The following is a 20,551-nucleotide window of genomic DNA, read 5'->3' as shown; positions in this document are numbered from 1 at the left end:
GTCTTTATCCATGTCGGCAGGATTACAGGCGAACGGGGGTACGGGTCGTGAAGAAGTTCCTGGTGGGGGTGAGCGCACTGGCCACGGCGCTGGTGCTGACCGCGTGTTCCGGCAACGCCGGCGGCAGCGCGCCCGGTGGCGGCGCCGTCGCGCAGGGCGGCCCGGCGGGCGGGACCGCGACCACGTCGGCCCCCGCCACGTCCTCGCCGACCCCGACCCCGACCCCGACCCCGACGACTACGCCTACGCCGAGCAGTTCGAGTTCCAAGCCGACGTCTTCGAAGCCCAAGCCGACGCCGAAACCCACCCCGAAACCGGCGGCCAAGCCCGCCGCGAACGCCGCCGACGTCCCCTGTAAGGCCGCGCTGGCCTCGCCGGGCGTGAGCGCCTGCGTGGACCTCTCCGCGCTGAAGACGTGGCTGCTGCAGGACGGAAAGGTCATTTACGGCCCGGTCAAGCAGCTGCCCGGCAAGAAGGGCCACGCCACGCCGACCGGGGTCTTCCGCGTTTCGGCCAAGGTCAAGAACTACCACTCGAAGCAGTTCGACGCGCCGATGCCGAATTCGGTGTTCTTCCTGCCGGGCATCGCGTTCCACACCGGCAGCCTCTCGGTGTACTCGCACGGCTGCATCCACCTGTCCGCGGCGGCTTCGCAGAAGTACTTCACGACTCTGCAGGGCGGCGACGTGGTGCAGGTCGTGCCCTGACAGCGTCACGTCCGAGGAAACGCTCATCAGTCCGGGACGGCCTCTGCCTACCCTGAAGGGGGTGGCGGAGGTGGGCTCGTCACCGACTCGCACGCGATATCCGGGGCGATCCGGCAGCGCTGGGCTACGCTCGGCCGCTTCCAGGGCGGCTGCGTCACGGGAACCGAAGCACGGGTCAGGTGATCGACCGACGCCGATGATCACGATTCGATAAAGGCACTCGAAGGTGTGAAATGTCCGCATGGGCTCCGTCGATGAGACGTTCGACTGGGGAAGGGGCCCTTGCATGCCTTCGAAATTCCGCGCGCTCTGTCACGCCGTGGTGACGTTGCTGATAGTGACCTTGCTGGTGCCGTTGACGTCGACTTCCGCGTCCGCCGCACCCGTTCTGCCGCCCGGCTTCGTCCTGCGTGACCAGCAGAGCGGGCAGGCTCCATACGACCTGACCGACTTCGCCTACCTGCCCGACGGCTCGATGCTGACCACCGGAAAGGGTGGCAACGTCGCCTGGGTGCCCACCACCGGACAGGCGCAGAGCATCGCGACCCTGCCCACTCGCAGCACCGGTGACCTCGGCCTGGTCGGCATCGCGATCGCACCCGACTACGCCACCTCCCGCGTGATCTACACGGCCCGCGCGGTCGACGTCGCCGGCGGCGGGATCGCCCTGCGCGCCTCGCGCTGGAAGGTCTCCGGCACCGACCGGCCGACCGGGCTGACCGGGGAGAAGGTGCTCATCGAGGGCGCCGCCAACACCGACATCCACGGCATCACCGGTGTCGTGGCCGCCCCCGACGGCACGGTGTGGGTCTCGACCGGCGACAGCTCCCGCTTCCAGGGCGCGGCCGACCCGTTCGCGCTCAACGTGTACGACCTGGACAAGATCTTCGGCAAGATCTTCCACATCACCGCGGACGGCGCCGGCGTGCCGGACAACCCGTACTACACCGCGGCGAACCCGAACTCGCTGCGTTCCAAGGTGTTCGCGAGCGGCTTCCGCAGCCCGTTCCGGTTCAGCCTCGACGCCAGCACCGGCCTCCCGGTGGTCGGCGACGTCGGCTGGGGCACCTGGGAAGAGATCAACTTCGTCCAGAAGGGCGCGAACCACGGCTGGCCGTGTTTCGAGGGCAACCAGCCCTCCGACGGCTTCTCCGCGATGCCGCAGTGTGCTTCGGCCGTGAACACCCCGCCGATGCTGGCGATCCGCCACGGGCAGGGCATCGACAACGGCAACAGCGTCACCGCCGGAATTGTCTACAATGGAGAGTCGTACCCGGAGGAATACCGGGGCGCGTACTTCTTCGGCGACTACGCCACCCAGAAGCTCTGGACGGCCAAGTACGACACGCAGGGCCGGGTCGTCCGGCCGCAGGAGACGCCGCCGAAGTTCACCGGTATCGGCGGTCCGGTCAAGTTCCTGGCCGCGGCCAACGGCGACATCGTCTACGCCGACATCTACACCGGCGTGCTGCGACGGCTCAGCTACACCACCGGGAACAAGGCGCCCGTCGCGGTGGCCACCTCGGAGACGAACCCCGAAACCCGCACGGTCTCCTTCGACGGCAGCGGTTCCTACGACTTCGACAACGACCCGCTGACCTACCAGTGGGACTTCGGCGACGGCACCACCGGCACCGGCGCGAAGGTCAGCCACACCTACGCCGCCGGGACCGAGAAGTTCACCGCGAAACTGACGGTGAAGGACGGCCTGCAGGCCTCCGGGAGCACGGACATCGCCGTGGCGCCCGGAAACCACTCGCCGAAGCTGGTCATGACCGACCCCGGTGACCGCCTGTTCGCGGTCGGCGAGGAGGTCAAGGTCGGCGCGACCGTCACCGACACCGAGGACGGCGCCCTCCCGGTCACCTGGACCACGCTGGTCCGGCACTGCCCGGAGAACGCGGTCTGTCACGCGCATCCGGACCGCGGTGGCAGCGGGGCCGAGTTCATCATGCCGTTCACCGACCACACGGACTCCAACCTGGAGTTCACCGCGACGGCGACCGACAGCGCCGGTGTCACGGTCTCGAAGACCTACGTCGCGAAGCCGCGCGAGCACCGGCTGACCCTGACCAGCAACGTCGCCGCGGCGCTCGGCATCACGCCGGAAGGCGGGGCCACCTCGGCGATGGTGGTCGAAGGCGCGACCGTCGAGATCCAGGCGGCCGAGGTCGCTTCCGACGGTTCGTCGACCTTCACCGGCTGGTCCAACGGGGCCACCGGGCGGCTGACGAACATCACCATGGGCACCACCGACCAGACGATCACGGCGAACTACATCACGCCGATCGACAAGCGCTACCGCGACGAACCCGCGCTGGCGCAACGACTCGGCGCGCCGACCGCCCCCGAAGCCGTCGACGGCACGGTCCGCTTCCGCACCTACGAGCGCGGACGGCTGTACTGGTCGAAGGAGACGGGCGTCAAGCAGATCGAGGGCGAGATCCTCAAGAAGTACCTCGCCGCCGGTGGGCACGTGAAGTTCGGTCCGCCCGCCACCGACGAACAGTCCACTCCGGACGGTGTCGCCCGGTACAACCACTTCCCGGTCTGGCCCGGCGTTCTGCAGACGTCGATCTACTACACCGTGAACACCGGAGCGCACCCGGTCTACGGCAGGATCCGGCAGAAGTGGGCGTCGCTCGACTGGGAGCGGGGACCGCTGGGTTACCCGAGCACCGACGAGGCGGGCACTCCGGACGGACTCGGCCGCTACAACCACTTCAGCAAGGCCGCGTCGATCTACTACACCGCCCAAACGGACGCGAGGGCGATCTACGGCCGGATCCGCGTCCGCTGGGAGGCGCTCGGCTGGGAAGCCGGGCCCATGGGTTACCCGGCCACGGACGAGGCGGCGACCCCGGACGGTGTCGGCCGGTACACCCACTTCACCAAGGCCGGTTCCATCTACTGGTCGATGGCGACCGACGCGCGCGGCGTGTGGGGCGAGATCCGCAAGCGCTGGGCGGCGCTGGGCTGGGAACGTTCTTACCTGCGTTACCCGACCACCGACGAAATCGTCGTCACCGGCGGGAGGCAGAACAACTTCCAGGGTGGCTACGTGTTCTGGAACGCCTCCAACGGTTCGGTGACCGACCGCCCCTGGTAAGCACTGATCACGTGTGAAGGCCCCCTTTCCCTCGGCTCAGCTGAAGGGAAGGGGGCCTTCACTGCCTTCACGGACTTCTCGCGGTGCCGAAGTACATGAAGGCCCCCTTCCTGTACCTGAGCGCCGGGGTTCCGGCAAAGTCGCATAGCCGCTGGCCGGTGGCGCTTTGGTGATTCGAACTGGACTTCCGACGGGAGTGGATGACAGGGCGTCTTGACGTCAAGCGTCCACAAAGGACACTATCCGGCCGCTGGATGTCCATTTGATGCGTTTATGTACGTTTTTCGACTGGGGTCGGTCGAAGAACGCCCAAATCGGGCACTGCCGCCTCAGGTGCGTCCTATGCGGACAGTCGAGAAAGATGTCAGGCGACTGTGGCGAGCCCGCCTCTGTCGCCGCAACACCCACTTGACCAGTGATTATGCGACTTCGCCGGGACCCTGTACCCAGGCGCAAGGAAGGGGGCCTTCGGGTACTTTCGCGGTTTACCGGCGCTCAGCGCAGGAGATCGGCAGGGACGGTTCCGGCGGAGGCGAGTGGCAGGCCGAGCGCGACGCGTTCGGTCAGCCAGGCGCTCGGCCGGTAACGCTGGTCGCCGGTGGTCGCGACGAGTCCCCGCAGGACCCGCAGCACCAGCTCCGCGCCCGTTTCGTCGCCCCAGGTCAGCGGACCGCGCGGGTAGCCGAGGCCGAGCCGGACGGCGGTGTCGATGTCCTCCGGCGTGGCGAGCCGCTGTCCGGCGATGAAGCAGGCGGTGTTGACGATCGACGCCAGCAACCGCTGCGCGATCGGCGCGGGGCCGTCGCGGACCACGGTCACCGGCAGCCCGGTCGCGGCGAGCGCGCCCCAGGCGGTGCGGCCGGCGGCCGGGTCGAGCGCGGGGTGGACCGTAAGCGTCAGGCGTTTCCGGTAGCCGCCGAGGGGGTCGACGCCGACGACCCGTTCCGCCGGGAGGCCCGCGGCCAGTGCCGCGTCCACAGTGGACGAACCGATCGGGCTGACGATCAGGACCGTGTCCGGGTAGGCGGAGTGCACGACCTGGATCCCCGCCGACGAGAGCAGCGTGCCGAGCCGTTCGTCGTCGACCCACACCGGAGTGGTGGGCGCCTCCGGCGCGGCCGGCTCCGGCTCGACCTGCTGTTGCCCGTCGAGATGGTTGTAGAAGCCCTCGCCGTTCTTGCGTCCGAACAGCCCGGCGGCGACGCGGGGACGCGTCAGCCACGACGGCCGCAGGCGCGGTTCGCCGTGGAAGCCGCTCCAGATGCTTTCGAGCACGGCGTGCGAGACGTCGAGGCCGGTGAGGTCCAGCAGTTCGAACGGGCCGAGTTTCAAGCCGAGCACGTCACGCGCGACGCGGTCCACCTCGGCCGGGGTCGCGATCCCTTCGGCGAGGATCTGCAGTGCTTCGGTGCCCAGCCCTCGGCCGGCGTGGTTGACGAGGAAGCCCGGCGCGTCGCGGGCGAGGACGGGTTCGTGTCCCCAGCCGCGGACGAGTTCGGTCACGGCGGGCGGCAGCCACGCGGCGGTCCGCGCGCCGGGCACGACCTCGACCAGCCGCATCAGCGGGACCGGATTGAAGAAGTGCAGGCCGAGCAAGCGGCCGGGATCGGTCAGCGCGGCACCGATCTCGGTGACCGAGAGGGAGCTGGTGTTGGTGGCGAACACGGTGTCCGGGCCGCAGACCCGTTCCAGTTCGGCGAACAGCGCGCGTTTGATCTCCAGGTCCTCGCGGACGGCTTCGATGACGAGGTCGACGCCGTCGGCGGGGGCCAGCGGGTCTTCGGCCGGGATCAACCTGCCTTTCGCGGCCGCGGCGGCTTCTTCGGTGATCTTGCCCTTCGAGGCGAGTTTGCCGAGCATCGCGCCGACGTGGTCGATGGCCTCGCCGACGGCGTCCGGCCGGGCGTCGGCGAGTTCGACCTCGAGCCCCGCCGTCACGGCGAGCTGGACGATGCCCCGGCCCATCACCCCGGTTCCGATGACCCGGATCCTGCCGACCTGCTCCGCCCACTTCTCCACCGCGAGCCGCCTTTCCTTCGATGTCGTCCCCGGCGTGACGCTAGCCGCCACACCGGTATCTCGCCCGGAAGGGTGATCCGTGCCCCACTCGGCGTAAGGCCACCGCCCCGGCGCGGTCCCCTCCGCGAAGACCGAGTGTTCCGCGCACCACCCCCGAAGGGAAAGCTCCCATGGCCACCGTTCCCGCCGCCACAGCCGTCCGGACCACGCCATTGCTCCTCGTCGCCGTTCTCTTCGGCGCCGTCGCCGCGTTCTTGGCGAGCCAGGCGTTGTGGCCGCTCACGGCGGTGGCCGTCCTGGTCGCTGTCGCCGTTCTCGCGGGTGGAGTGTGGCTGACCGGCCGGAAGAGTGAAAGCGAACTCTAGGATCGCCGTGTGACGGCGAAACGCATGACGCGGGAAGAAAGCCGCGAGCAGACCAGGCAGCGTCTGCTCGCGGCGGCCGCCGAGCTGTTCTCCGAACGTGGGGTCAACGGCACTTCCGTCGAGCAGATCGCCGAACGGGCCGGATTCACCCGAGGGGCCTTCTACGGCAACTTCGACGGCAAGCACGAGCTGGTCGTCGAACTGCTGCGCCGCCGGACCCGGCGCGAGGCCGAAGAGGTCTCCGCGTTGCGTGAGGGCGTCGGCTCCTTCGCGGAGATGATGGACCGCCTGCGCGCGTGGAACGTCGAACGCGCCGAACACCTCGCCGGCTGGCTGACCCTGCGCACCGAGCTGGCCCTTTACGCGCTGCGGAATCCCGAGGCACGTCCGCTCGTCGGCGAAGGCGAGAAGTCGACAAGGGCGCTGCTGGAGACCTCGATCCGGACCGAGCTCGCCGCGCGGGGCGCGGAACCGCCCGCGGCCCCGGCCTTCCTCGCGTTGATCCTGCACGCGCTCGAGGACGGTCTCCTGCTGCAGCGCTTCCTCAGCCCCGAGGGGACCGGCGACGAGGACGTGGTGGACGCCGTCCAGCTGCTGATGCGGTCGTGGACCGCGCTCAGCCGGTCATCTTGATCCCGGTGAACTCGGCCATCTGACGGATCCCGTGCGCGAAGAAGGTGTCCGCCGGGTCGACGGAGCCGACGTACTGGCCGAACAGCTCGAAGTTGATCATCCCGAACAGCTGGGTCCAGGCCATGATCAGCCGGGAGGCTGTTTCGGGGGCCAGGTTGATCTTGAGGATCTCGGTGACGGCGTCGAGCTGGTGCAGTAGCTCGACGGGCATCTCGCCGACCTCGGTTTCGACCCGGAGGTTCGCGTCACGCAGGACCGCGACCAGCGTGAACGCCACCCGGCCCGCGGGTGCGATGGTGTCCTGCGGGGCCTGGTAACCGGGGATCGGCGAGCCGTAGATCAGCGCGTACTCATGCGGGTGCGCCTTCGCCCAGGCGCGGACCGCGTGCCAGATCGACTCCCACCTCGCCAGCGCGGACTTCTTGGGGTCGTCGGCCGCCTCCGCGGCTTCGCCGACGGCGTTGTAGGCGTCGACGATCAGCGCGGTCAGCAGCTGCTCGCGGCTGGAGAAGTATCGGTAGAGCGCCGACGAGACCATGCCCAGCTCCCGCGCGACCGCGCGGAGCGAGAGGCCGAGCGCGCCGACTTCGGCGAGCTGGCGGCGGGCTTCGTCCTTGATCTCGCGGGTGAGCTCGGCTCGTGCGCGTTCGCGCGCGGTCTGAGTGGCGGCCATGCGCTCATCATAGAACATTGCACCTAAACGAGAGCGCTGCTCTTGACGCGGCACACTGCTCTGGTGTTCACTGCTCCTATCAGAGAGCACTGCTCTCGAAGATTTCGAGGAGCCGAGATGACCACCACTGCCACCACTGCCACCACTTCCACCGCCGCCGGCAGCACTCCCGGCAGCACTCCCGGCAACACTGCCGCCGCCACCCGCTACGTCAAGCCGGCCAAGGCCACCAGCGCGTTCAACGAGTTCGTGCTCAAGCTGACGAAGCTCGGCGTCAGCGTCCTGGGCAGCCGGGTGCTCTCGGTCCGCGGCCGGAAGACCGGCGAACCGCGCTCCGTCCCGGTCAACCTGCTGAAGCTGGACGGCGAGCGCTACCTGGTCGCTCCGCGAGGTGTCACGCAGTGGGTGCGCAACCTGCGTGTCGCGGGTGAGGGGCAGCTCAGCGTCGGACGCCGGACCGAGACGTTCACCTACACCGAACTCGCCGACGACGAGAAGCCGGCGATCCTGCGCGCGTACCTCAAGCGCTGGAAGTTCGAGGTCGGCGTGTTCTTCGACGGCGTCGACGCGAAGGCCTCCGACGAAGAACTGCTGGAGATCGCGCCCGGCTACCCGATCTTCAGGATCGCCTGAGGCGGCGTGTCCCGCCCCCGATCACGCGTGTTCGCCATCCAATCACGCGTGTTCCGCCTCTGATCACGCGTGTTCGCGGAAGTCCGAAAGCGTGAAAGGCCCGGTCAATCGTCAGTGGGTGCCCGACGCGGGCGACGGACGGTGGCGGCCACCAGCGCCACCCCGATCAGGAACGCGACGAGCCCGATCAGGAACCACAGCTTCTGCCCGGTCATGAAGCTGCCGGTCAGCACGCCGGCGCCCTGGAGCACCCAGACGCCGCCGACCAGCAGAAAGACCAGCCCGACCGTGAGCATGACCCAGCGTTTCATTTACGGCTCCCGCCTCGACGTGTTCCTGCGGCGATTCTGGCACCGGGAACCCCGTCCGGGAACCGATCACCGTCCGCCGACGAGACCGTTCCGGAATGCGTAGACGACGGCGTGCACCCGGTCGCGCAACCCCAGTTTGGCGAGGATTCGGGAAACGTGCGTCTTCACCGTCTCTTCGCCCACGTGCAGATGCGCGGCGATCTCCGCGTTGCTGGAGGCGTCGGCGACGAGCATGAGGACTTCGCGTTCGCGTGAGGTGAGCCGTTCCAGTTCCGCCGGTTCGGCGGCCGCGGGTTCGATGCTGGTGGCGAAGGTCGACACGAGCCGCCGGGTCACCGAGGGGTCGATCAGCGCGTCTCCGCGCGCGGCGACGCGCATGGCCGACACGAGTTCCTCAGGCGCGAGGCTCTTCAACAGGAACCCGCTCGCACCGGCGCGCAGCGCGCGATACACGTACTCGTCGGAGTCGTAGGTCGTCAGCACGAGGACGCGGGTGTCGTTACCGGGTGCGGACATGATCGCCTCGGTCGCGGCCAGACCGTCCAATTTGGGCATCCGGACGTCGAGCACGGCGACGTCGGGGCGCAGCGAGGCCGCCTGCGCGACGGCTTCGCGTCCGTCCGCCGCCTCGCCGACGCACTCGAAGTCCGCCTGAGTGTCCAGCACCGCGCGCATCCCGGACCGGAACATCGCGTGGTCGTCCGCCAGCAGAACCCGGATCACTGTGCCTCCAAAGGAAAACCGACTCGAACCCGCCAGTGCCGCCCAGTGTCGAGCGGTCCGCATTCCGCCTGGCCGCCGAACAACGCGACCCGTTGCCTGATCCCGGCGAGACCGCGCTTCGTCGACTCGGCCGACATGTTCGGGCGGCCCATCTCGTTCGTGATCGTCAGGACGACCTCCGTCTGGCGGTAGGCGAGGTCGATCTCGACGATCCCGCCGCGACCGTGCCGGAGCGCGTTCGTCAGCGCCTCCTGCGCGATGCGGTACAGCGCGATGTCCACCGATGGCGGGAGTTCCCTCGGCCCGCCGTGGCTGGTCAGCCGCGCGGGCAACCCGGCGGTGCGGAGGTTGTCGAGCAGTTCGTCGAGATTGTCCAACCCCGGCTGCCGCTGCGCGTCGCCGTTCTCCTTGCCGTGCAAGAGATCCAGCAGACGTCGCAGATCGGCCATCGCTGCCCGGCTCGACGATTCGACGGCCGAGAGCGAACGCCGCGCGGCGGGTTCTCCCGCCGGCAACCCGAGCCGCGCGGCACCGGCGTGCACGCCGATCGCGCTGACGTGGTGGGAGATCACGTCGTGCAGGTCGCGGGCGATCGTCGTGCGTTCTTCGACGACGGCCCGGCGGACGGCCTCGGCTTCGTGCTGCCGCCGTTGTTCCTCCGCGCGCTGGAGATCGGCGATGTACGCGCGCCGCGCGGTCGTGTAGCGGCCGACCAGCCACGGCAGCAGTCCGCTCACGCCGACGTCGATGAGCAGCACCCGCCAATCCCGGTCACCCCGGTCGACCGGGACGAGGTTGCAGGCGACGAGACCGGCGAGCATCGCGGCGAGTGCGGCCAGCGCGGGTTTGGTCGCCAGCCAGGCACCCGCGCGATAGCCCGCGATCAGCACGCCCGCGTTCGTGGCCTGCAGGTAGTGGTCGTACGGGTACAGCAGCAGTGGCGCGGCGGTGAGCAGGACGGCGTGCGCGGCGGAAACCCAGCCGGAGTACCGCGAAGGCCCGGCGAGCGCGACATTGGCGAGGATTCCGCCCACCAGCACCACCCACGCCTGCCAGCCGAGCGAGAGCGGCGGTCCGTCGATGAGATACAGCCCGGCGTCGGCGACCAGGCAGACGGCCGCGACCGCACACGCCTGTCTCGCCAGCGAACCACTGATGTCCCGCACGCGCTCAACTCTGCCCTATTTCGCTGGACAGGGGTTCGTAAGATCAAAAGCCATGGGGACCGCGAAGACGCCTGTGCTCTGGACGACCGGGGCACCGGGAGCCGGGAAATCCACCACCGCCTGGGGTTTGTACACGCGCGTCGCGGAAGCGGGCGGCAACGTCGCGTACGTCGACATCGACCAGCTCGGGCTGATCGGCCCGCCTCCGGGCGGTGGCGAAGCCGCACACGCGATCAAGGCGGCCAATCTCCTGCGGGTGCTGGAGATCCTGCGCTCGCGGGGTGCCGGACAGCTCGTCGTGTCCGGTGTGGTGGACCCCGAAAACGGGGTCGAGCCGCACTTCGAGGGCCGCGACTTCGATCTCACGCTCATCCGGCTGACGTGCGATCGCGACGAACTCCGGCGCCGGTTCCTCGGCCGAGGTTCGCCCGCCGCGGCCCTGCCCGACCTCTTCGCGGTGGCGGACGCCTACGACCGCACCGGTTTCGGCGAGGCGATGGACACGACCGGGCAGCGGCACGAGGAGACCGTGAAAGCGCTGCTCCCGCGCTGCGTCGTGGGCGACGGACCGGTCCGGGCGCCGGGCGTCGTGGAGCCGCTGCCCGGTCCGGTGACCGTGGTGACCGGACCGACGGCGGTCGGCAAATCGACGGCCGCCTTCAGCGCGCTGCGTGATCTCTGGGCGCGCGAGATGCCCGTCGCCTACGTCGATCTCGCACAACTCGGATTCGCGAACCCCGGCCCGGATCCCGCCCTGGAGGCGGCGAACCTCGCGGCCGTCTGGCGCGGCTACCGCGAAGCCGGAGCGAAGCGGCTGATCGTCGTCGCCAGGGAATTCCGCCCGGAACACCGGCGGGTCTTCGAGGAGGTCACCTTCGTCCACCTCGACGCGGACGCCCCGACGCTCACCGAACGCGTCGGGCGTCGCGCCGAAGGTGAATCCGCGCTGCTGGCAGGCGACGAACTACGCGGCGTGTCACCCGGTGTGCGGGACCGGGTGGCCGCCCGCGCGGTCATCGAGGCGGCCCGGATGCGGCAGACCCGCACCGATCGCGTCGTCCTGGACACCACCGGGCAGGAACCCGCCGAGACGGCCGCCGCGCTGCTCGCCGTCGTCGATCAATAGCGCCCCTGTTGGCCCTGACCGGGCGGCCCGCCGCGCTGGTTCTGCCCAGGCTTGCCGATGGTCGTCGCCGTCGCGGTGTCGCCGGTGACCTTGGCGTTCACCGTCACCGTCTCGCCGGTCTTGGGATCACCGGTCTTCCGCGTCGACGCATCGATCGTGTAGACCTGCTTGTAGCCATCCTTGCTGGTCAGGCTGACGGAAGTCGCGCTGATCCCGGTGATCTCGCCGGTCTGCATCCGTTCGGTGCTGTAGCCGCCGTTGCCGTCGGAGACGACGAAGTCGCCGTGCAGCGCGTCGCGCGGCATACCCCCGCCAGGGCCGACGAGGACCCGGCCGCCGCCGGGGCCGCCCATCATCCCGCCCCGTTCGGCGCCGTTCGCGACGGTTCCGGCCCAGATCGCTGCCCCGCCGCCGGCGGCGATCACCACCGCCACCCCGGCCGCGATCGCGGTCTTGCGGCCCGACCAGGTCCTCTTCGGTGCACCGGCCGGGGCAGGCGCGCCCCAGGTGGCGGTCTCCTCCGCCGGGGGTCCGGCGGGTTTGGTCGGTTCGGTCATCTGGTCGCCTCCGTAGGGTCGGTTGCGGCCATGGTCGGCGCCGTCGCTGTGCGGAAGCTGTGCCGTCGGTGGGCACGCGCTGTGTTTCGCTCCCCGGCAGGGTGATCGTTCACAGGAAACGCACAGGCGGGACACAGAGAAGCCTCATCGGGACCACTCAGGATGGCAGCATGACCAGTGTGAACGTCCCCTCGCCCGGTTCCGGCAAGGCGGACCTGCGCCGTGCCGACGGCAGCCCCGCGCGGGTGCTGGTCGTCGACGACGAGGCGACCTTGTCCGAGCTGGTGTCGATGGCGCTGCGCATGGAGGGCTGGGACATCCGCACCGCCGCCGACGGCATCGAGGCGGTCCGCGTCGCCAGGGAATTCCGGCCGGACGCGGTGGTGCTGGACGTCATGCTGCCGGATATGAGCGGCCTGGACGTGTTGCGGCGCCTGCGTTCCGAGGTCCCGAACCTGCCGGTGCTGTTCCTGACCGCGAAGGACGCGGTGGAGGACCGGATCGCCGGGCTCACCGCGGGCGGCGACGACTACGTCACCAAACCGTTCAGCCTGGAGGAGGTCGCGCTGCGGCTGCGCGCGTTGCTCCGGCGCGCTGGCGGGGTGACCGGGCCGCGCGGTTCGACGCTGGTCGTCGGCGATCTGACCCTGGACGAGGACAGCCGCGAAGTGCGCCGCGGCGGCGATACGGTGCCGTTGACCGCCACCGAGTTCGAACTGCTGCGTTACCTCATGCGCAATCCGAAGCGGGTGTTGTCGAAGGCGCAGATCCTGGACCGGGTGTGGAGCTATGACTTCGGCGGCCAGGCCAACATCGTCGAGCTGTACATCTCCTACCTTCGCAAGAAGATCGACGCCGACAGGGAACCGATGATTCACACGATGCGCGGCGCCGGGTATGTCCTCAAACCGGCGGGATAGGCGGCCGTGGTCCTTGCGGCGGCGGTTGATCGCGCAGGTCGCGGGGCTGCTCGCGCTCGTCTGCCTGGTGGTCGGCGTGGTGACCGAACTGGCGTTGCGCGACTTCCTGTTCGACCAGCTCGACGCCCGGCTCGCCGAGACCAGTGAACGCGCCGGCCGTCCGTCGCCGCCGGGCCGTCCCGGTGGGGAACGGGTGCCGGAGGGCTTGCGCGCGTACGGCCAGAGCACCGGTTCGCTGTTCGTGAACATCCTCCCGGACGGCGGTGTGATCGCGGCGGTACTGCGGTCCAGCTACGACGCGAAGGTCGCCGACCCGTTCCCCCACGACCCGATCGGCCCGGCCCAGGTCTCCGCCCTGCTGCGGTCGACGCCGACCGACAAGCCCGCCGACGTGGACCTCGGGGCGCTTGGGGAGTACCGCGTGGTGGCCGAGCAGGCGGCCAACGGCGGCGTCGCGATCACCGGACTGCCCACGAAGGACGTCACGGACACCTTGTGGAACCTCGGTTTCATCTTCGGCGGGGTGGCCGCCGGCGGCGTCCTGCTCGCGGGCGCGCTCGGCGCGGTGACCGTGCGGCGCACCATGAAACCCCTCGACCGGCTGGCCGCCACCGCGACCAGGGTCGCCGAACTCCCGTTGGACCGCGGCGAGGTCGCGCTGTCCGAACGAGTGTCCGAAGTGGACACGGATCCGCGCACGGAGGTCGGCAAGGTCGGCTTCGCGCTCAACCGCATGCTCGGCCACATCGCGAGCGCGCTGTCCGCCCGTCAGGCCAGTGAGAGCCGGGTGCGCCGGTTCGTCGCGGACGCCAGCCACGAACTGCGGACCCCGCTCGCGGCCATCCGCGGCTACGCGGAACTCACCCGGCGGTCCGGCTCCGAGGTGCCGCCGGACATCGCGTTCGCGATGGGCAGGGTCGAGTCGGAATCGACGCGGATGACCGGCCTGGTCGAGGATCTGCTGCTGCTCGCGCGGCTCGACTCCGGCCGTCCGGTGGTGCACCAGCCGGTCGATCTGTCCCGGCTGGTCGCGGACGCCGTCGCCGACGCGCACGTCGCCGGACCGGAGCACAAGTGGCTGCTGGAGGTGCCGCCGGAACCGATCACCGTCCTCGGTGACGCGGATCAGCTCCACCAGGTGGTGATCAACCTGCTGGGCAACGCGCGCACGCACACCCCGGCTGGCACCGAGGTCACCACCTCGCTGTCCATTGTGGATTCGGCGGTGACACTGTCCATTGTCGACGGTGGCCCTGGCATTCCGCCGGAGATCCTCCCGGACGTCTTCGAACGCTTCGCCCGCGGCGATGATTCACGGTCGCGGGCGGCGGGCAGCACCGGACTCGGCCTTGCCATCGTCGCGGCCGTCGTCGCCGCGCACGGCGGGCAGGTCGGGGTCGCCGGCGGTCCGGGGCGGACGGAGTTCCGGGTCGTGCTCAGGGCGTCCAGTCACTGTTGGCGCCGCACAGGATGACGCAGGGCAGTTCGCCCCCGGTCCGCCCGGCCAGCCACGCGGCGAAGGGGACCGCCGCGGCCGGTTCGACGGCGAGGCGGAACTCCTCCCAGAGCCGGTCCCGCGCGGCGAGCAGTTCCGCGTCGCTGACCAGCACGGAGGTCACCCGCTCGCGGAGCACGGAGAACGGGACGCTCCCGACCCTGGTCGCGCCCAGCGCCGACGCCGCCACCGAGTCGATCTCCACGTCCACCGGCTCGCCCGCCGCCAGCGCCGCGTCGAGCGCGCGGCACCGCTCCGGCTCGACGGCGTACGTCGGCAACCCGGCCAGCGACGTCCCCGCCACCAGCCCGCCACCGCCGACCGCGACCAAGAACGCGTCGACGTCCGGCGCGTCCTGGACCACTTCGGCCGCCACGGTGCCCTGACCGGCGATGACGGCAGGATCGTCGTACGCGTGCAGGTACCGCGTACCCCGCTCAGAGGAGGCTTCGAGCGCCCTCGCGGCGGCCTCGGCGTACGTCGCTCCGTGACGGATGAGCTTGGCGCCCGTGGCCTCGATCCGGGCCGTCTTCGCCTGCGGAGCCGACTCCGGCACGTACACCGTCGCGGGCAGATTCAGCAGCGAAGCCGCCGTCGCCACGCCCAGCCCGTGGTTGCCGCCGGACGCCGTCAGCACCCGCTCCGGCAACGGCCCGCTCAGCAGCGCGTTCACCGCGCCCCGCAGTTTGAACGACCCGCTCCGCTGCAGATGCTCCAGCTTGAGCACCAGCGGCCGCCCGTCGACCTCGGCGCGCAGCAGCGGCGTGTGTCGCACGAACGGGTGGACGGCTTCGGCGGCCTTGAGGACATCTGCCCAGGTCGGAGTGCTCATACCCCCCACTGTCCTCCATGCATGGACGGGAGTGACTACACTGGTCCCCGGATCCCGCGCGGCGTCCATCTTGTGAACCTCCCCAGGGTCGGAAGGCAGCAAGGATAAGCAAGCTCTGACGGGTGCGCGGGGTCCCCTTTACTTTGTGGGGTGCGACTCACATCCGCCCGGCGGGCTTCGCCCCGGACCCCAGCCGCACCCAGGATTCAGAAGATCCCGAAGACGTCCTTCGGCGGCACAGGTGACGGCAGAGCTTCGGCGTCGGCGATGGGTTTCGCTTTGCCTCGCAGGTCGCGGAGGTCTTCACCGGCGACGCAGCGAGCCGGGTAGGCGGACGAGGCGGCCCGGCGGGTCATCTCGGTCACCGGCAGTTCGACGCGGGAAGCGGCGACCACGATGTTCCCGAAGCGGCGGCCCCGCAGGACACCCGGCTCCGCGAGCAGCGCGAGATGCGGGAACGACGTCGCCAGTGTCGCCAGGAACCGGCGCAGGAACGGCAGGTTCGGGCCGTCCGAGACGTTCGTGAGGTAGGTGCCGCCCGGTCGGAGGACTCGTGCGACCTCGTTCGTGAACTCCACGGTCGCGAGACCGCCGGCGAACACTCCGCGCTCGAAGGCGTCCACGATGACCAGGTCGGCCGAAGCGTCATACCTGCCCGAAACGCCTTCGCGGCCGTCGCCGACACGGACCTTCAGCCCCTTCAGGCCCAGTTGCTCGCGGATGAGCGCGACGAGTTCGCCGTCGGCATCGAAGACCAGTTGCCGTGAGCGCGGCCGCGTCGCCGTGATGTAGCGGGGGAGTGTGCAGGCCGCCCCGCCGACGTGCAGCACGTCGAGCGGGCCTTCGCCGAGGCAGTCGATGACGTCGGCGATACGGCGGATGTAGTCGAACTCGAGATCCGTGGGGTCGTCGAGGTTGACGTGCGACTGGGCGACGCCGTCGACCGAGATCATCCAGGCGTTGGGGCGGTCCGCGTCCTGGAGCAGCTCGGCGGTGCCGAAGCGGACCGGATACTTGCCTGGGGTCGGTGCTGGTCTCACCCTCGGACCTTCCCGGTATCCATCCATGCCCCCGCCGCCGCCCTCAAAGGAGACGCTACGCGCCACTGTTAGATTCAACGCCGTGGCTCTAGCTCTATACCGAAAGTACCGTCCGGCTACCTTCGCCGAGGTCGTCGGGCAGGAGCATGTGACCGACCCGCTGCGTACGGCGCTGGCCGCCGGGCGCATCAACCACGCCTACCTCTTCTCCGGCCCGCGCGGCTGCGGCAAGACGTCGAGTGCCCGCATCATGGCGCGTTCTCTGAACTGCGCTAAGGGCCCGACGCCGGATCCGTGCGGCGAGTGCAATTCGTGCCGCAACCTCGCCCCCGAAGGTCCCGGCAGCGTCGACGTCACCGAACTCGACGCCGCCAGCCACGGTGGCGTCGACGACGCCCGTGAGCTGAGGGACAGGGCCTTCTACGCCCCGGCGGACTCGCGCTACCGCGTCTTCATCATCGACGAGGCGCACATGGTCACCACGCAGGGCTTCAACGCCCTGCTGAAGATCGTGGAAGAGCCGCCGGAGCACCTGATCTTCATCTTCGCGACCACCGAACCGGACAAGGTGCTGCCCACCATCCGGTCGCGGACGCACCACTACCCCTTCCGGCTGATCCCGCCCAGCTCCATGCGTGACCTGCTGGAACGCAACGTCGCCGCCGAGGGCGCGAAGGTCGAGCCCGCGGTGTATCCGCTGGTCATCCGCGCGGGCGGGGGTTCGGCGCGGGACACGCAATCGGTGCTGGACCAGCTGCTGGCGGGGGCAGGCCCGGACGGCATCGACTACTCGCGCGCGGTTTCGCTGCTGGGTGTCACCGACGTCGCGCTCATCGACGGCATGGTCGACGCGCTGGCCGCGGACGACGCGGCGGCCGTCTTCGGCACCGTCGAGAGCCTCGCCGAGGCCGGGCACGACCCGCGCCGCTTCGCCACCGACCTGCTCGACCGCCTGCGCGATCTGGTGATGCTGCGTTCGGTGCCCGACGCGGGTGAGCGCGGGCTGGTCGCCGCGCCGGACGACGAACTCAAGAAGATGAAGGAGCAGGCGGGCAAACTGGAGCCCGCCACGCTCTCGCGTTACGCCGACATCGTCCACAATGGACTCTTGGAGATGCGGGGCGCGACCTCGCCGCGGCTGGTGCTGGAACTGCTGACGGCGCGGATGCTGCTGCCGTCGGTCGCCGAGGGCGCCGACGCGTTGCTCGCCCGTCTCGAACGGCTCGAGCGTCGTGCCGCTTCGGCTCCGGCACCCGTCGCCGGTGGTCCGGTTCCGGCCGCTCAAGCCGCCCCGGTGGCGCAGTCCGCGCCCGCCCCCGTCGCGCTCTCGGGTGAGCCCGTCCGCGAGTTCCAACGACCGTCGCGGCGAGGCGCAGCGCCCGAGCAACAGCCCGCGCCGGCACAAGAGCCCGCGCCGTCCCCGCAAGCCGCACCGGCCCCGCAGCCCGTCGCGCGGCCTGAGCCGGCCGCCGAACCGCCCGCCCCGCGACGCCCGGCCGCCTCCACCCCGCCTCCGGCCGCGCCGGAGCCCGTCGCGGCTTCGGGTGGCGCGACGGACGTGGACGGGATCCGCGGCCGCTGGCCACACGTGCTCGCCGCGATTCGCAAGGTCCCGGGCGGCCGAAGCACCGAAGCGATGCTCACGCAGGCGAGCGTCGTGAGCGTCGAGGGCACCGCCGTCACGCTCACGCACAGCGCCGAACCTCTGGCGCGACGGATTTCCGAGCCGCACAACGCCGAGCGTGTCGCGGCCGCGTTCAAGGAGGTCTTCGGCGGCGACTGGCAGGTGCGGTGCGTCCACGGCGCCGCGCAGGCCCGTCAGTCCGCGGCGCCCAAGGCCGCGTCGCAGCCACCCTCGTCTGAGCGGTCCTTCACCCGCCGGTCCGCCGAAGCGCCCAGCGCCCCTCCGGCGCCGCCCGCGCCGAAGCCGGAGCCTCAACGGGCGAAGGTGGTTACGACCGAGCCCGACATCCCGCTCCCGCCCGAGCCGGTCGAGGAGGACGAGGACCTCTACAACGAGGACGCGAGCCCCGCCCCGCCGCCTCCGCCGCTCCCGCCCGAGAAGGATCCGGAAGAGATCGCCCGGAAACTGCTCGCCGACCACCTCAACGCCCGCCCGCTCGACGAACGCAAGTAGTCCTCTGGATGCGGTCCTTGCACGTGCAAGGACCGCATCCAGAGGACTAAACGCGGGCGGTCACTAGCCTGCTAGGTAATCCTCGATGGCCTTCGCGATGACGGCGGCGTACTGCTGACGCCCTTCTTCGCTCGCCATCGCCGCCGCCTCGGCGGCGTTGCGCATGTTCCCGCATTCGACGAGCGCGGCAGGGCGGGTCGAGAGGTTGAGACCACCGAGGTCGGCGCGCGGGGCGAGCCCGTTCGAACCGAGGTACGTCGACGTCGGGAAGCCGCCCGCGCGGATCCCGTCCCGCAAGGCCGTCGCGAGTTTCACCGAGGGCTCGCCCTGCTGAGCGTTCAGGGGCGGGGCGGAATAGGCGATGTGAAAGCCGTGCGCTCCGGCGGAATTCGAGCCGTCCGCGTGGATCGACACGACGGCGTCCGCTTCGGCGTCGTTCCCGATCGCGGCGCGTTCGTTGACGCACGGCCCGACGCCGGTGTCGTTCTGCCGGGTGAGGATGACGCGGATTCCCTTGGCCGCCAAGGCCTGCGAGATCCGCTGCGACACATCCCAGGTGAACGCGTGCTCGGCATAGCCGGAATTCGTCGAGGTTCCGGTGGTGTTGCACGGTTTCGTCTTGCCGCGCCCAGCCGGGACCTGTTTGTTGATCTCGCCCGGCTCGCCGGAGTTCCCGCCGTTGTGGCCGGGGTCGAGCACGACGACCTTGCCCGTCTTCGGCGGCCGCGTGCTCGGAGGCGGCTGAGGTGCGCTCGATGGTGGCGCGCTCGTCGTGGAACTCGGCCGCGGAAGGGTGGTGAAGACCGTGGTGGTCCCTGGAGCGGGTGGATTCGACGGCGAGGACGCGGGGGTGTCCACCCCGCACGCCGTGAACAGCGTCAATCCGATCGCCACCACAAGGCCCATCCGTCGTCGCACGGCGCCCACGGTGCCACACGGGTGACGGCTAGGCTGGTAGGCGGTACGGGATTTTCCAGGAGAGGACCGATCGGATCATGGTGCAACCCGGTGGCGGCTTCGACCTGTCGCAGATCATGCAGCAGGCCCAGCAGATGCAGCAGAAGCTGGTCGAGGCTCAGGAAGAGCTGGCCAACACGGAGGTGACCGGCACTTCCGGCGGCGGCCTGGTCACCGCGACCGTGTCCGGCGACAGTCAGCTCAAATCGCTGGCCATCGACCCCAAGGTGGTCGACCCCGACGACGTCGAGACCCTGTCCGACCTGGTCGTCGCGGCCGTGCGGGACGCTTCGGCCAACGCACAGAAGCTCACCGAACAGAAACTCGGCCCGCTCGCCGGCGGCCTCGGCGGCGGAATGCCGGACCTCGGCGGCTTCCCCGGGCTCGGCGGCTAGCTTGTACGAGGGTGTCGTCCAGGATCTGATCGACGAGCTCGGGCGGTTGCCCGGCGTCGGTCCCAAGAGCGCGCAGCGGATCGCCTTCCACCTGCTGGCCGCCGATCCCGCGGATATCGCGCGCTTGCAGGAAGTGCTCGGCAAGGTCAAGGAAGGCGTGCAGTTCTGCGAGGTCTGCGGCAACGTCTCGGAGCAGGAGACCTGCCGGATCTGCCGCGACACCCGCCGCGACCTCACGGTCATCTGCGTGGTCGAGGAGCCGAAGGACGTCCTCGCCGTCGAGCGGACGCGCGAGTTCAAGGGCCGCTACCACGTGCTCGGCGGCGCGCTGGACCCGTTGTCCGGCATCGGGCCGGAGCAGCTGCGCATGCGTGAGCTGCTCGCGCGGATCGGCGGCGCGGAGATCAGCGAGATCATCATCGCGACCGACCCGAACACCGAAGGCGAGGCGACCGCGACGTACCTCGTGCGGATGCTTCGCGACTTCCCCGGTCTGACCGTGACGCGGCTGGCGTCGGGGCTGCCGATGGGCGGTGACCTGGAGTTCGCGGACGAGCTGACGCTGGGCCGCGCGCTTTCGGGCCGTCGGGCGCTCTAGCTACCCGCACACTCGACGGACCGCGAGGAGCCCCTGCGGCCCCTGAAGTCGCTCACGAAACGCTATGAACGGTCCGTTACTTGCAAATTTCGCAAGTAACGGACCGTTCATAGCGCGTGAAGGAGCTTTCGAGCGCGAAGGCGGCAGCGCGCGAC

The 20,551-nt window shown here is 70.0% G+C and carries 20 protein-coding genes and 1 other RNA gene; 12 read left to right on the top strand and 9 right to left on the bottom strand.

Going from position 1 to position 20,551, the window contains the following annotated elements; translation table 11 throughout:
- Positions 1–47 precede the first annotated feature (47 nt).
- Both ACZ6DT_RS01050 and ACZ6DT_RS01045 read left to right on the top strand, forming a co-directional pair.
- Entirely contained in the window at positions 48–707 is a 660-nt protein-coding gene (locus ACZ6DT_RS01050) for a L,D-transpeptidase (RefSeq protein ID WP_465586818.1), read from the top strand.
- 286 nt (positions 708–993) lie between these two features.
- Complete coding sequence (locus ACZ6DT_RS01045) at positions 994–3,816, top strand: PQQ-dependent sugar dehydrogenase (RefSeq protein ID WP_465586815.1); 2,823 nt, start codon at positions 994–996, stop codon at positions 3,814–3,816.
- Between the two features lie 495 nt (positions 3,817–4,311).
- Here the strand turns inward: ACZ6DT_RS01045 and ACZ6DT_RS01040 are convergent, their stop codons facing one another.
- Positions 4,312–5,835 carry a 3-hydroxyacyl-CoA dehydrogenase gene (locus ACZ6DT_RS01040; protein ID WP_465586814.1) on the bottom strand — a complete coding sequence of 508 codons (1,524 nt, stop codon included), beginning with the start codon at positions 5,833–5,835 and terminating at the stop codon, positions 4,312–4,314.
- Between the two features lie 170 nt (positions 5,836–6,005).
- On the opposite strand from ACZ6DT_RS01040, the gene ACZ6DT_RS01035 reads away from it, so the two are divergent.
- Positions 6,006–6,200, top strand: a complete 195-nt coding sequence (locus ACZ6DT_RS01035) for a hypothetical protein (RefSeq protein ID WP_465586812.1) — start codon at positions 6,006–6,008, stop codon at positions 6,198–6,200.
- Positions 6,201–6,209: 9 nt separating this feature from the next.
- The gene (locus ACZ6DT_RS01030) at positions 6,210–6,833 is read left to right on the top strand and encodes a TetR/AcrR family transcriptional regulator (RefSeq protein WP_465586809.1); all 624 of its coding nucleotides are present in this window, start codon (positions 6,210–6,212) and stop codon (positions 6,831–6,833) included.
- Here ACZ6DT_RS01030 and ACZ6DT_RS01025 read toward each other — a convergent pair.
- Entirely contained in the window at positions 6,817–7,506 is a 690-nt protein-coding gene (locus ACZ6DT_RS01025) for a TetR/AcrR family transcriptional regulator (protein WP_465586806.1), read from the bottom strand. The genes ACZ6DT_RS01030 and ACZ6DT_RS01025 overlap by 17 nt on opposite strands.
- A gap of 117 nt (positions 7,507–7,623) precedes the next feature.
- Here ACZ6DT_RS01025 and ACZ6DT_RS01020 point away from each other — a divergent pair, with 117 nt between their 5' ends.
- Entirely contained in the window at positions 7,624–8,139 is a 516-nt protein-coding gene (locus ACZ6DT_RS01020; protein ID WP_465586803.1) for a nitroreductase family deazaflavin-dependent oxidoreductase, read from the top strand.
- 104 nt (positions 8,140–8,243) lie between these two features.
- Here the strand turns inward: ACZ6DT_RS01020 and ACZ6DT_RS01015 are convergent, their stop codons facing one another.
- The 3 genes from ACZ6DT_RS01015 to ACZ6DT_RS01005 form a co-directional block, all read right to left on the bottom strand.
- The gene (locus ACZ6DT_RS01015; protein WP_465586800.1) at positions 8,244–8,450 is read right to left on the bottom strand and encodes a hypothetical protein; all 207 of its coding nucleotides are present in this window, start codon (positions 8,448–8,450) and stop codon (positions 8,244–8,246) included.
- A 66-nt stretch (positions 8,451–8,516) separates the two neighbouring features.
- Complete coding sequence (locus tag ACZ6DT_RS01010) at positions 8,517–9,173, bottom strand: response regulator (RefSeq protein WP_465586797.1); 657 nt, start codon at positions 9,171–9,173, stop codon at positions 8,517–8,519.
- A complete protein-coding gene (locus ACZ6DT_RS01005; RefSeq protein WP_465586795.1) occupies positions 9,170–10,339 on the bottom strand; it encodes a sensor histidine kinase in 1,170 nt (389 codons plus the stop codon). The genes ACZ6DT_RS01010 and ACZ6DT_RS01005 overlap by 4 nt, the downstream gene beginning before the upstream one ends.
- 52 nt (positions 10,340–10,391) lie before the next feature.
- On the opposite strand from ACZ6DT_RS01005, the gene ACZ6DT_RS01000 reads away from it, so the two are divergent.
- On the top strand, positions 10,392–11,465 hold the full coding sequence (locus tag ACZ6DT_RS01000) for an AAA family ATPase (protein ID WP_465586793.1): 1,074 nt from the start codon (positions 10,392–10,394) through the stop codon (positions 11,463–11,465).
- Here the strand turns inward: ACZ6DT_RS01000 and ACZ6DT_RS00995 are convergent.
- On the bottom strand, positions 11,459–12,022 hold the full coding sequence (locus ACZ6DT_RS00995; RefSeq protein WP_465586790.1) for a hypothetical protein: 564 nt from the start codon (positions 12,020–12,022) through the stop codon (positions 11,459–11,461). The two genes, ACZ6DT_RS01000 and ACZ6DT_RS00995, sit on opposite strands and share 7 nt — an antisense overlap.
- A 170-nt stretch (positions 12,023–12,192) precedes the next feature.
- Between ACZ6DT_RS00995 and ACZ6DT_RS00990 the strand changes: the two genes are divergently transcribed.
- Both ACZ6DT_RS00990 and ACZ6DT_RS00985 read left to right on the top strand, forming a co-directional pair.
- Positions 12,193–12,942, top strand: coding sequence for a response regulator transcription factor (locus tag ACZ6DT_RS00990; RefSeq protein WP_465586788.1), 750 nt, complete (start codon positions 12,193–12,195; stop codon positions 12,940–12,942).
- Positions 12,920–14,416, top strand: coding sequence for a sensor histidine kinase (locus ACZ6DT_RS00985; protein WP_465586785.1), 1,497 nt, complete (start codon positions 12,920–12,922; stop codon positions 14,414–14,416). Before ACZ6DT_RS00990 ends, ACZ6DT_RS00985 begins: the two co-directional genes overlap by 23 nt.
- Here ACZ6DT_RS00985 and ACZ6DT_RS00980 read toward each other — a convergent pair.
- Complete coding sequence (locus ACZ6DT_RS00980; protein WP_465586783.1) at positions 14,379–15,269, bottom strand: serine/threonine dehydratase; 891 nt, start codon at positions 15,267–15,269, stop codon at positions 14,379–14,381. The two genes, ACZ6DT_RS00985 and ACZ6DT_RS00980, sit on opposite strands and share 38 nt — an antisense overlap.
- Before the next feature lie 46 nt (positions 15,270–15,315).
- On the opposite strand from ACZ6DT_RS00980, the gene ffs reads away from it, so the two are divergent.
- Positions 15,316–15,410, top strand: an RNA gene (gene ffs / locus ACZ6DT_RS00975) — signal recognition particle sRNA small type.
- A 65-nt stretch (positions 15,411–15,475) separates the two neighbouring features.
- On the opposite strand, the gene ACZ6DT_RS00970 is transcribed toward ffs, so the two are convergent.
- A complete protein-coding gene (locus ACZ6DT_RS00970) occupies positions 15,476–16,309 on the bottom strand; it encodes a spermidine synthase (protein ID WP_465586780.1) in 834 nt (277 codons plus the stop codon).
- An 82-nt stretch (positions 16,310–16,391) separates the two neighbouring features.
- Here ACZ6DT_RS00970 and ACZ6DT_RS00965 point away from each other — a divergent pair, with 82 nt between their 5' ends.
- Positions 16,392–18,446 carry a DNA polymerase III subunit gamma and tau gene (locus tag ACZ6DT_RS00965; RefSeq protein WP_465586777.1) on the top strand — a complete coding sequence of 685 codons (2,055 nt, stop codon included), beginning with the start codon at positions 16,392–16,394 and terminating at the stop codon, positions 18,444–18,446.
- 63 nt (positions 18,447–18,509) lie between these two features.
- Here ACZ6DT_RS00965 and ACZ6DT_RS00960 read toward each other — a convergent pair whose 3' ends face one another.
- The gene (locus ACZ6DT_RS00960) at positions 18,510–19,352 is read right to left on the bottom strand and encodes an N-acetylmuramoyl-L-alanine amidase (RefSeq protein ID WP_465588753.1); all 843 of its coding nucleotides are present in this window, start codon (positions 19,350–19,352) and stop codon (positions 18,510–18,512) included.
- Between the two features lie 89 nt (positions 19,353–19,441).
- Here ACZ6DT_RS00960 and ACZ6DT_RS00955 point away from each other — a divergent pair, with 89 nt between their 5' ends.
- The gene (locus ACZ6DT_RS00955) at positions 19,442–19,798 is read left to right on the top strand and encodes a YbaB/EbfC family nucleoid-associated protein (RefSeq protein ID WP_005166259.1); all 357 of its coding nucleotides are present in this window, start codon (positions 19,442–19,444) and stop codon (positions 19,796–19,798) included.
- Between the two features lies 1 nt (position 19,799).
- Positions 19,800–20,396, top strand: coding sequence for a recombination mediator RecR (gene recR, locus ACZ6DT_RS00950; protein WP_005166260.1), 597 nt, complete (start codon positions 19,800–19,802; stop codon positions 20,394–20,396).
- Positions 20,397–20,551 lie beyond the last annotated feature (155 nt).

The organism is Amycolatopsis sp. NPDC041971 (assembly GCF_055588925.1).
Note: the sequence above shows the minus strand (reverse complement) of the source record. Positions and strands in the feature narration are given on the sequence as shown.

Excerpts from the sequence above, each read along its gene's own strand:
- ACZ6DT_RS01025 (WP_465586806.1), bottom strand. The coding sequence starts at position 7,506 with ATGGCCGCCACTCAGACCGCGCGCGAACGCGCACGAGCCGAGCTCACC.
- ACZ6DT_RS01045 (WP_465586815.1), top strand. The coding sequence starts at position 994 with ATGCCTTCGAAATTCCGCGCGCTCTGTCACGCCGTGGTGACGTTGCTG.
- ACZ6DT_RS01015 (WP_465586800.1), bottom strand. The coding sequence starts at position 8,450 with ATGAAACGCTGGGTCATGCTCACGGTCGGGCTGGTCTTTCTGCTGGTC.
- ACZ6DT_RS00985 (WP_465586785.1), top strand. The coding sequence starts at position 12,920 with ATGTCCTCAAACCGGCGGGATAGGCGGCCGTGGTCCTTGCGGCGGCGG.
- ACZ6DT_RS00980 (WP_465586783.1), bottom strand. The coding sequence starts at position 15,269 with ATGAGCACTCCGACCTGGGCAGATGTCCTCAAGGCCGCCGAAGCCGTC.
- ACZ6DT_RS01035 (WP_465586812.1), top strand. The coding sequence starts at position 6,006 with ATGGCCACCGTTCCCGCCGCCACAGCCGTCCGGACCACGCCATTGCTC.
- ACZ6DT_RS01020 (WP_465586803.1), top strand. The coding sequence starts at position 7,624 with ATGACCACCACTGCCACCACTGCCACCACTTCCACCGCCGCCGGCAGC.
- ACZ6DT_RS01000 (WP_465586793.1), top strand. The coding sequence starts at position 10,392 with ATGGGGACCGCGAAGACGCCTGTGCTCTGGACGACCGGGGCACCGGGA.
- ACZ6DT_RS00955 (WP_005166259.1), top strand. The coding sequence starts at position 19,442 with ATGGTGCAACCCGGTGGCGGCTTCGACCTGTCGCAGATCATGCAGCAG.
- ACZ6DT_RS00995 (WP_465586790.1), bottom strand. The coding sequence starts at position 12,022 with ATGACCGAACCGACCAAACCCGCCGGACCCCCGGCGGAGGAGACCGCC.
- ACZ6DT_RS00960 (WP_465588753.1), bottom strand. The coding sequence starts at position 19,352 with ATGGGCCTTGTGGTGGCGATCGGATTGACGCTGTTCACGGCGTGCGGG.
- ACZ6DT_RS00990 (WP_465586788.1), top strand. The coding sequence starts at position 12,193 with ATGACCAGTGTGAACGTCCCCTCGCCCGGTTCCGGCAAGGCGGACCTG.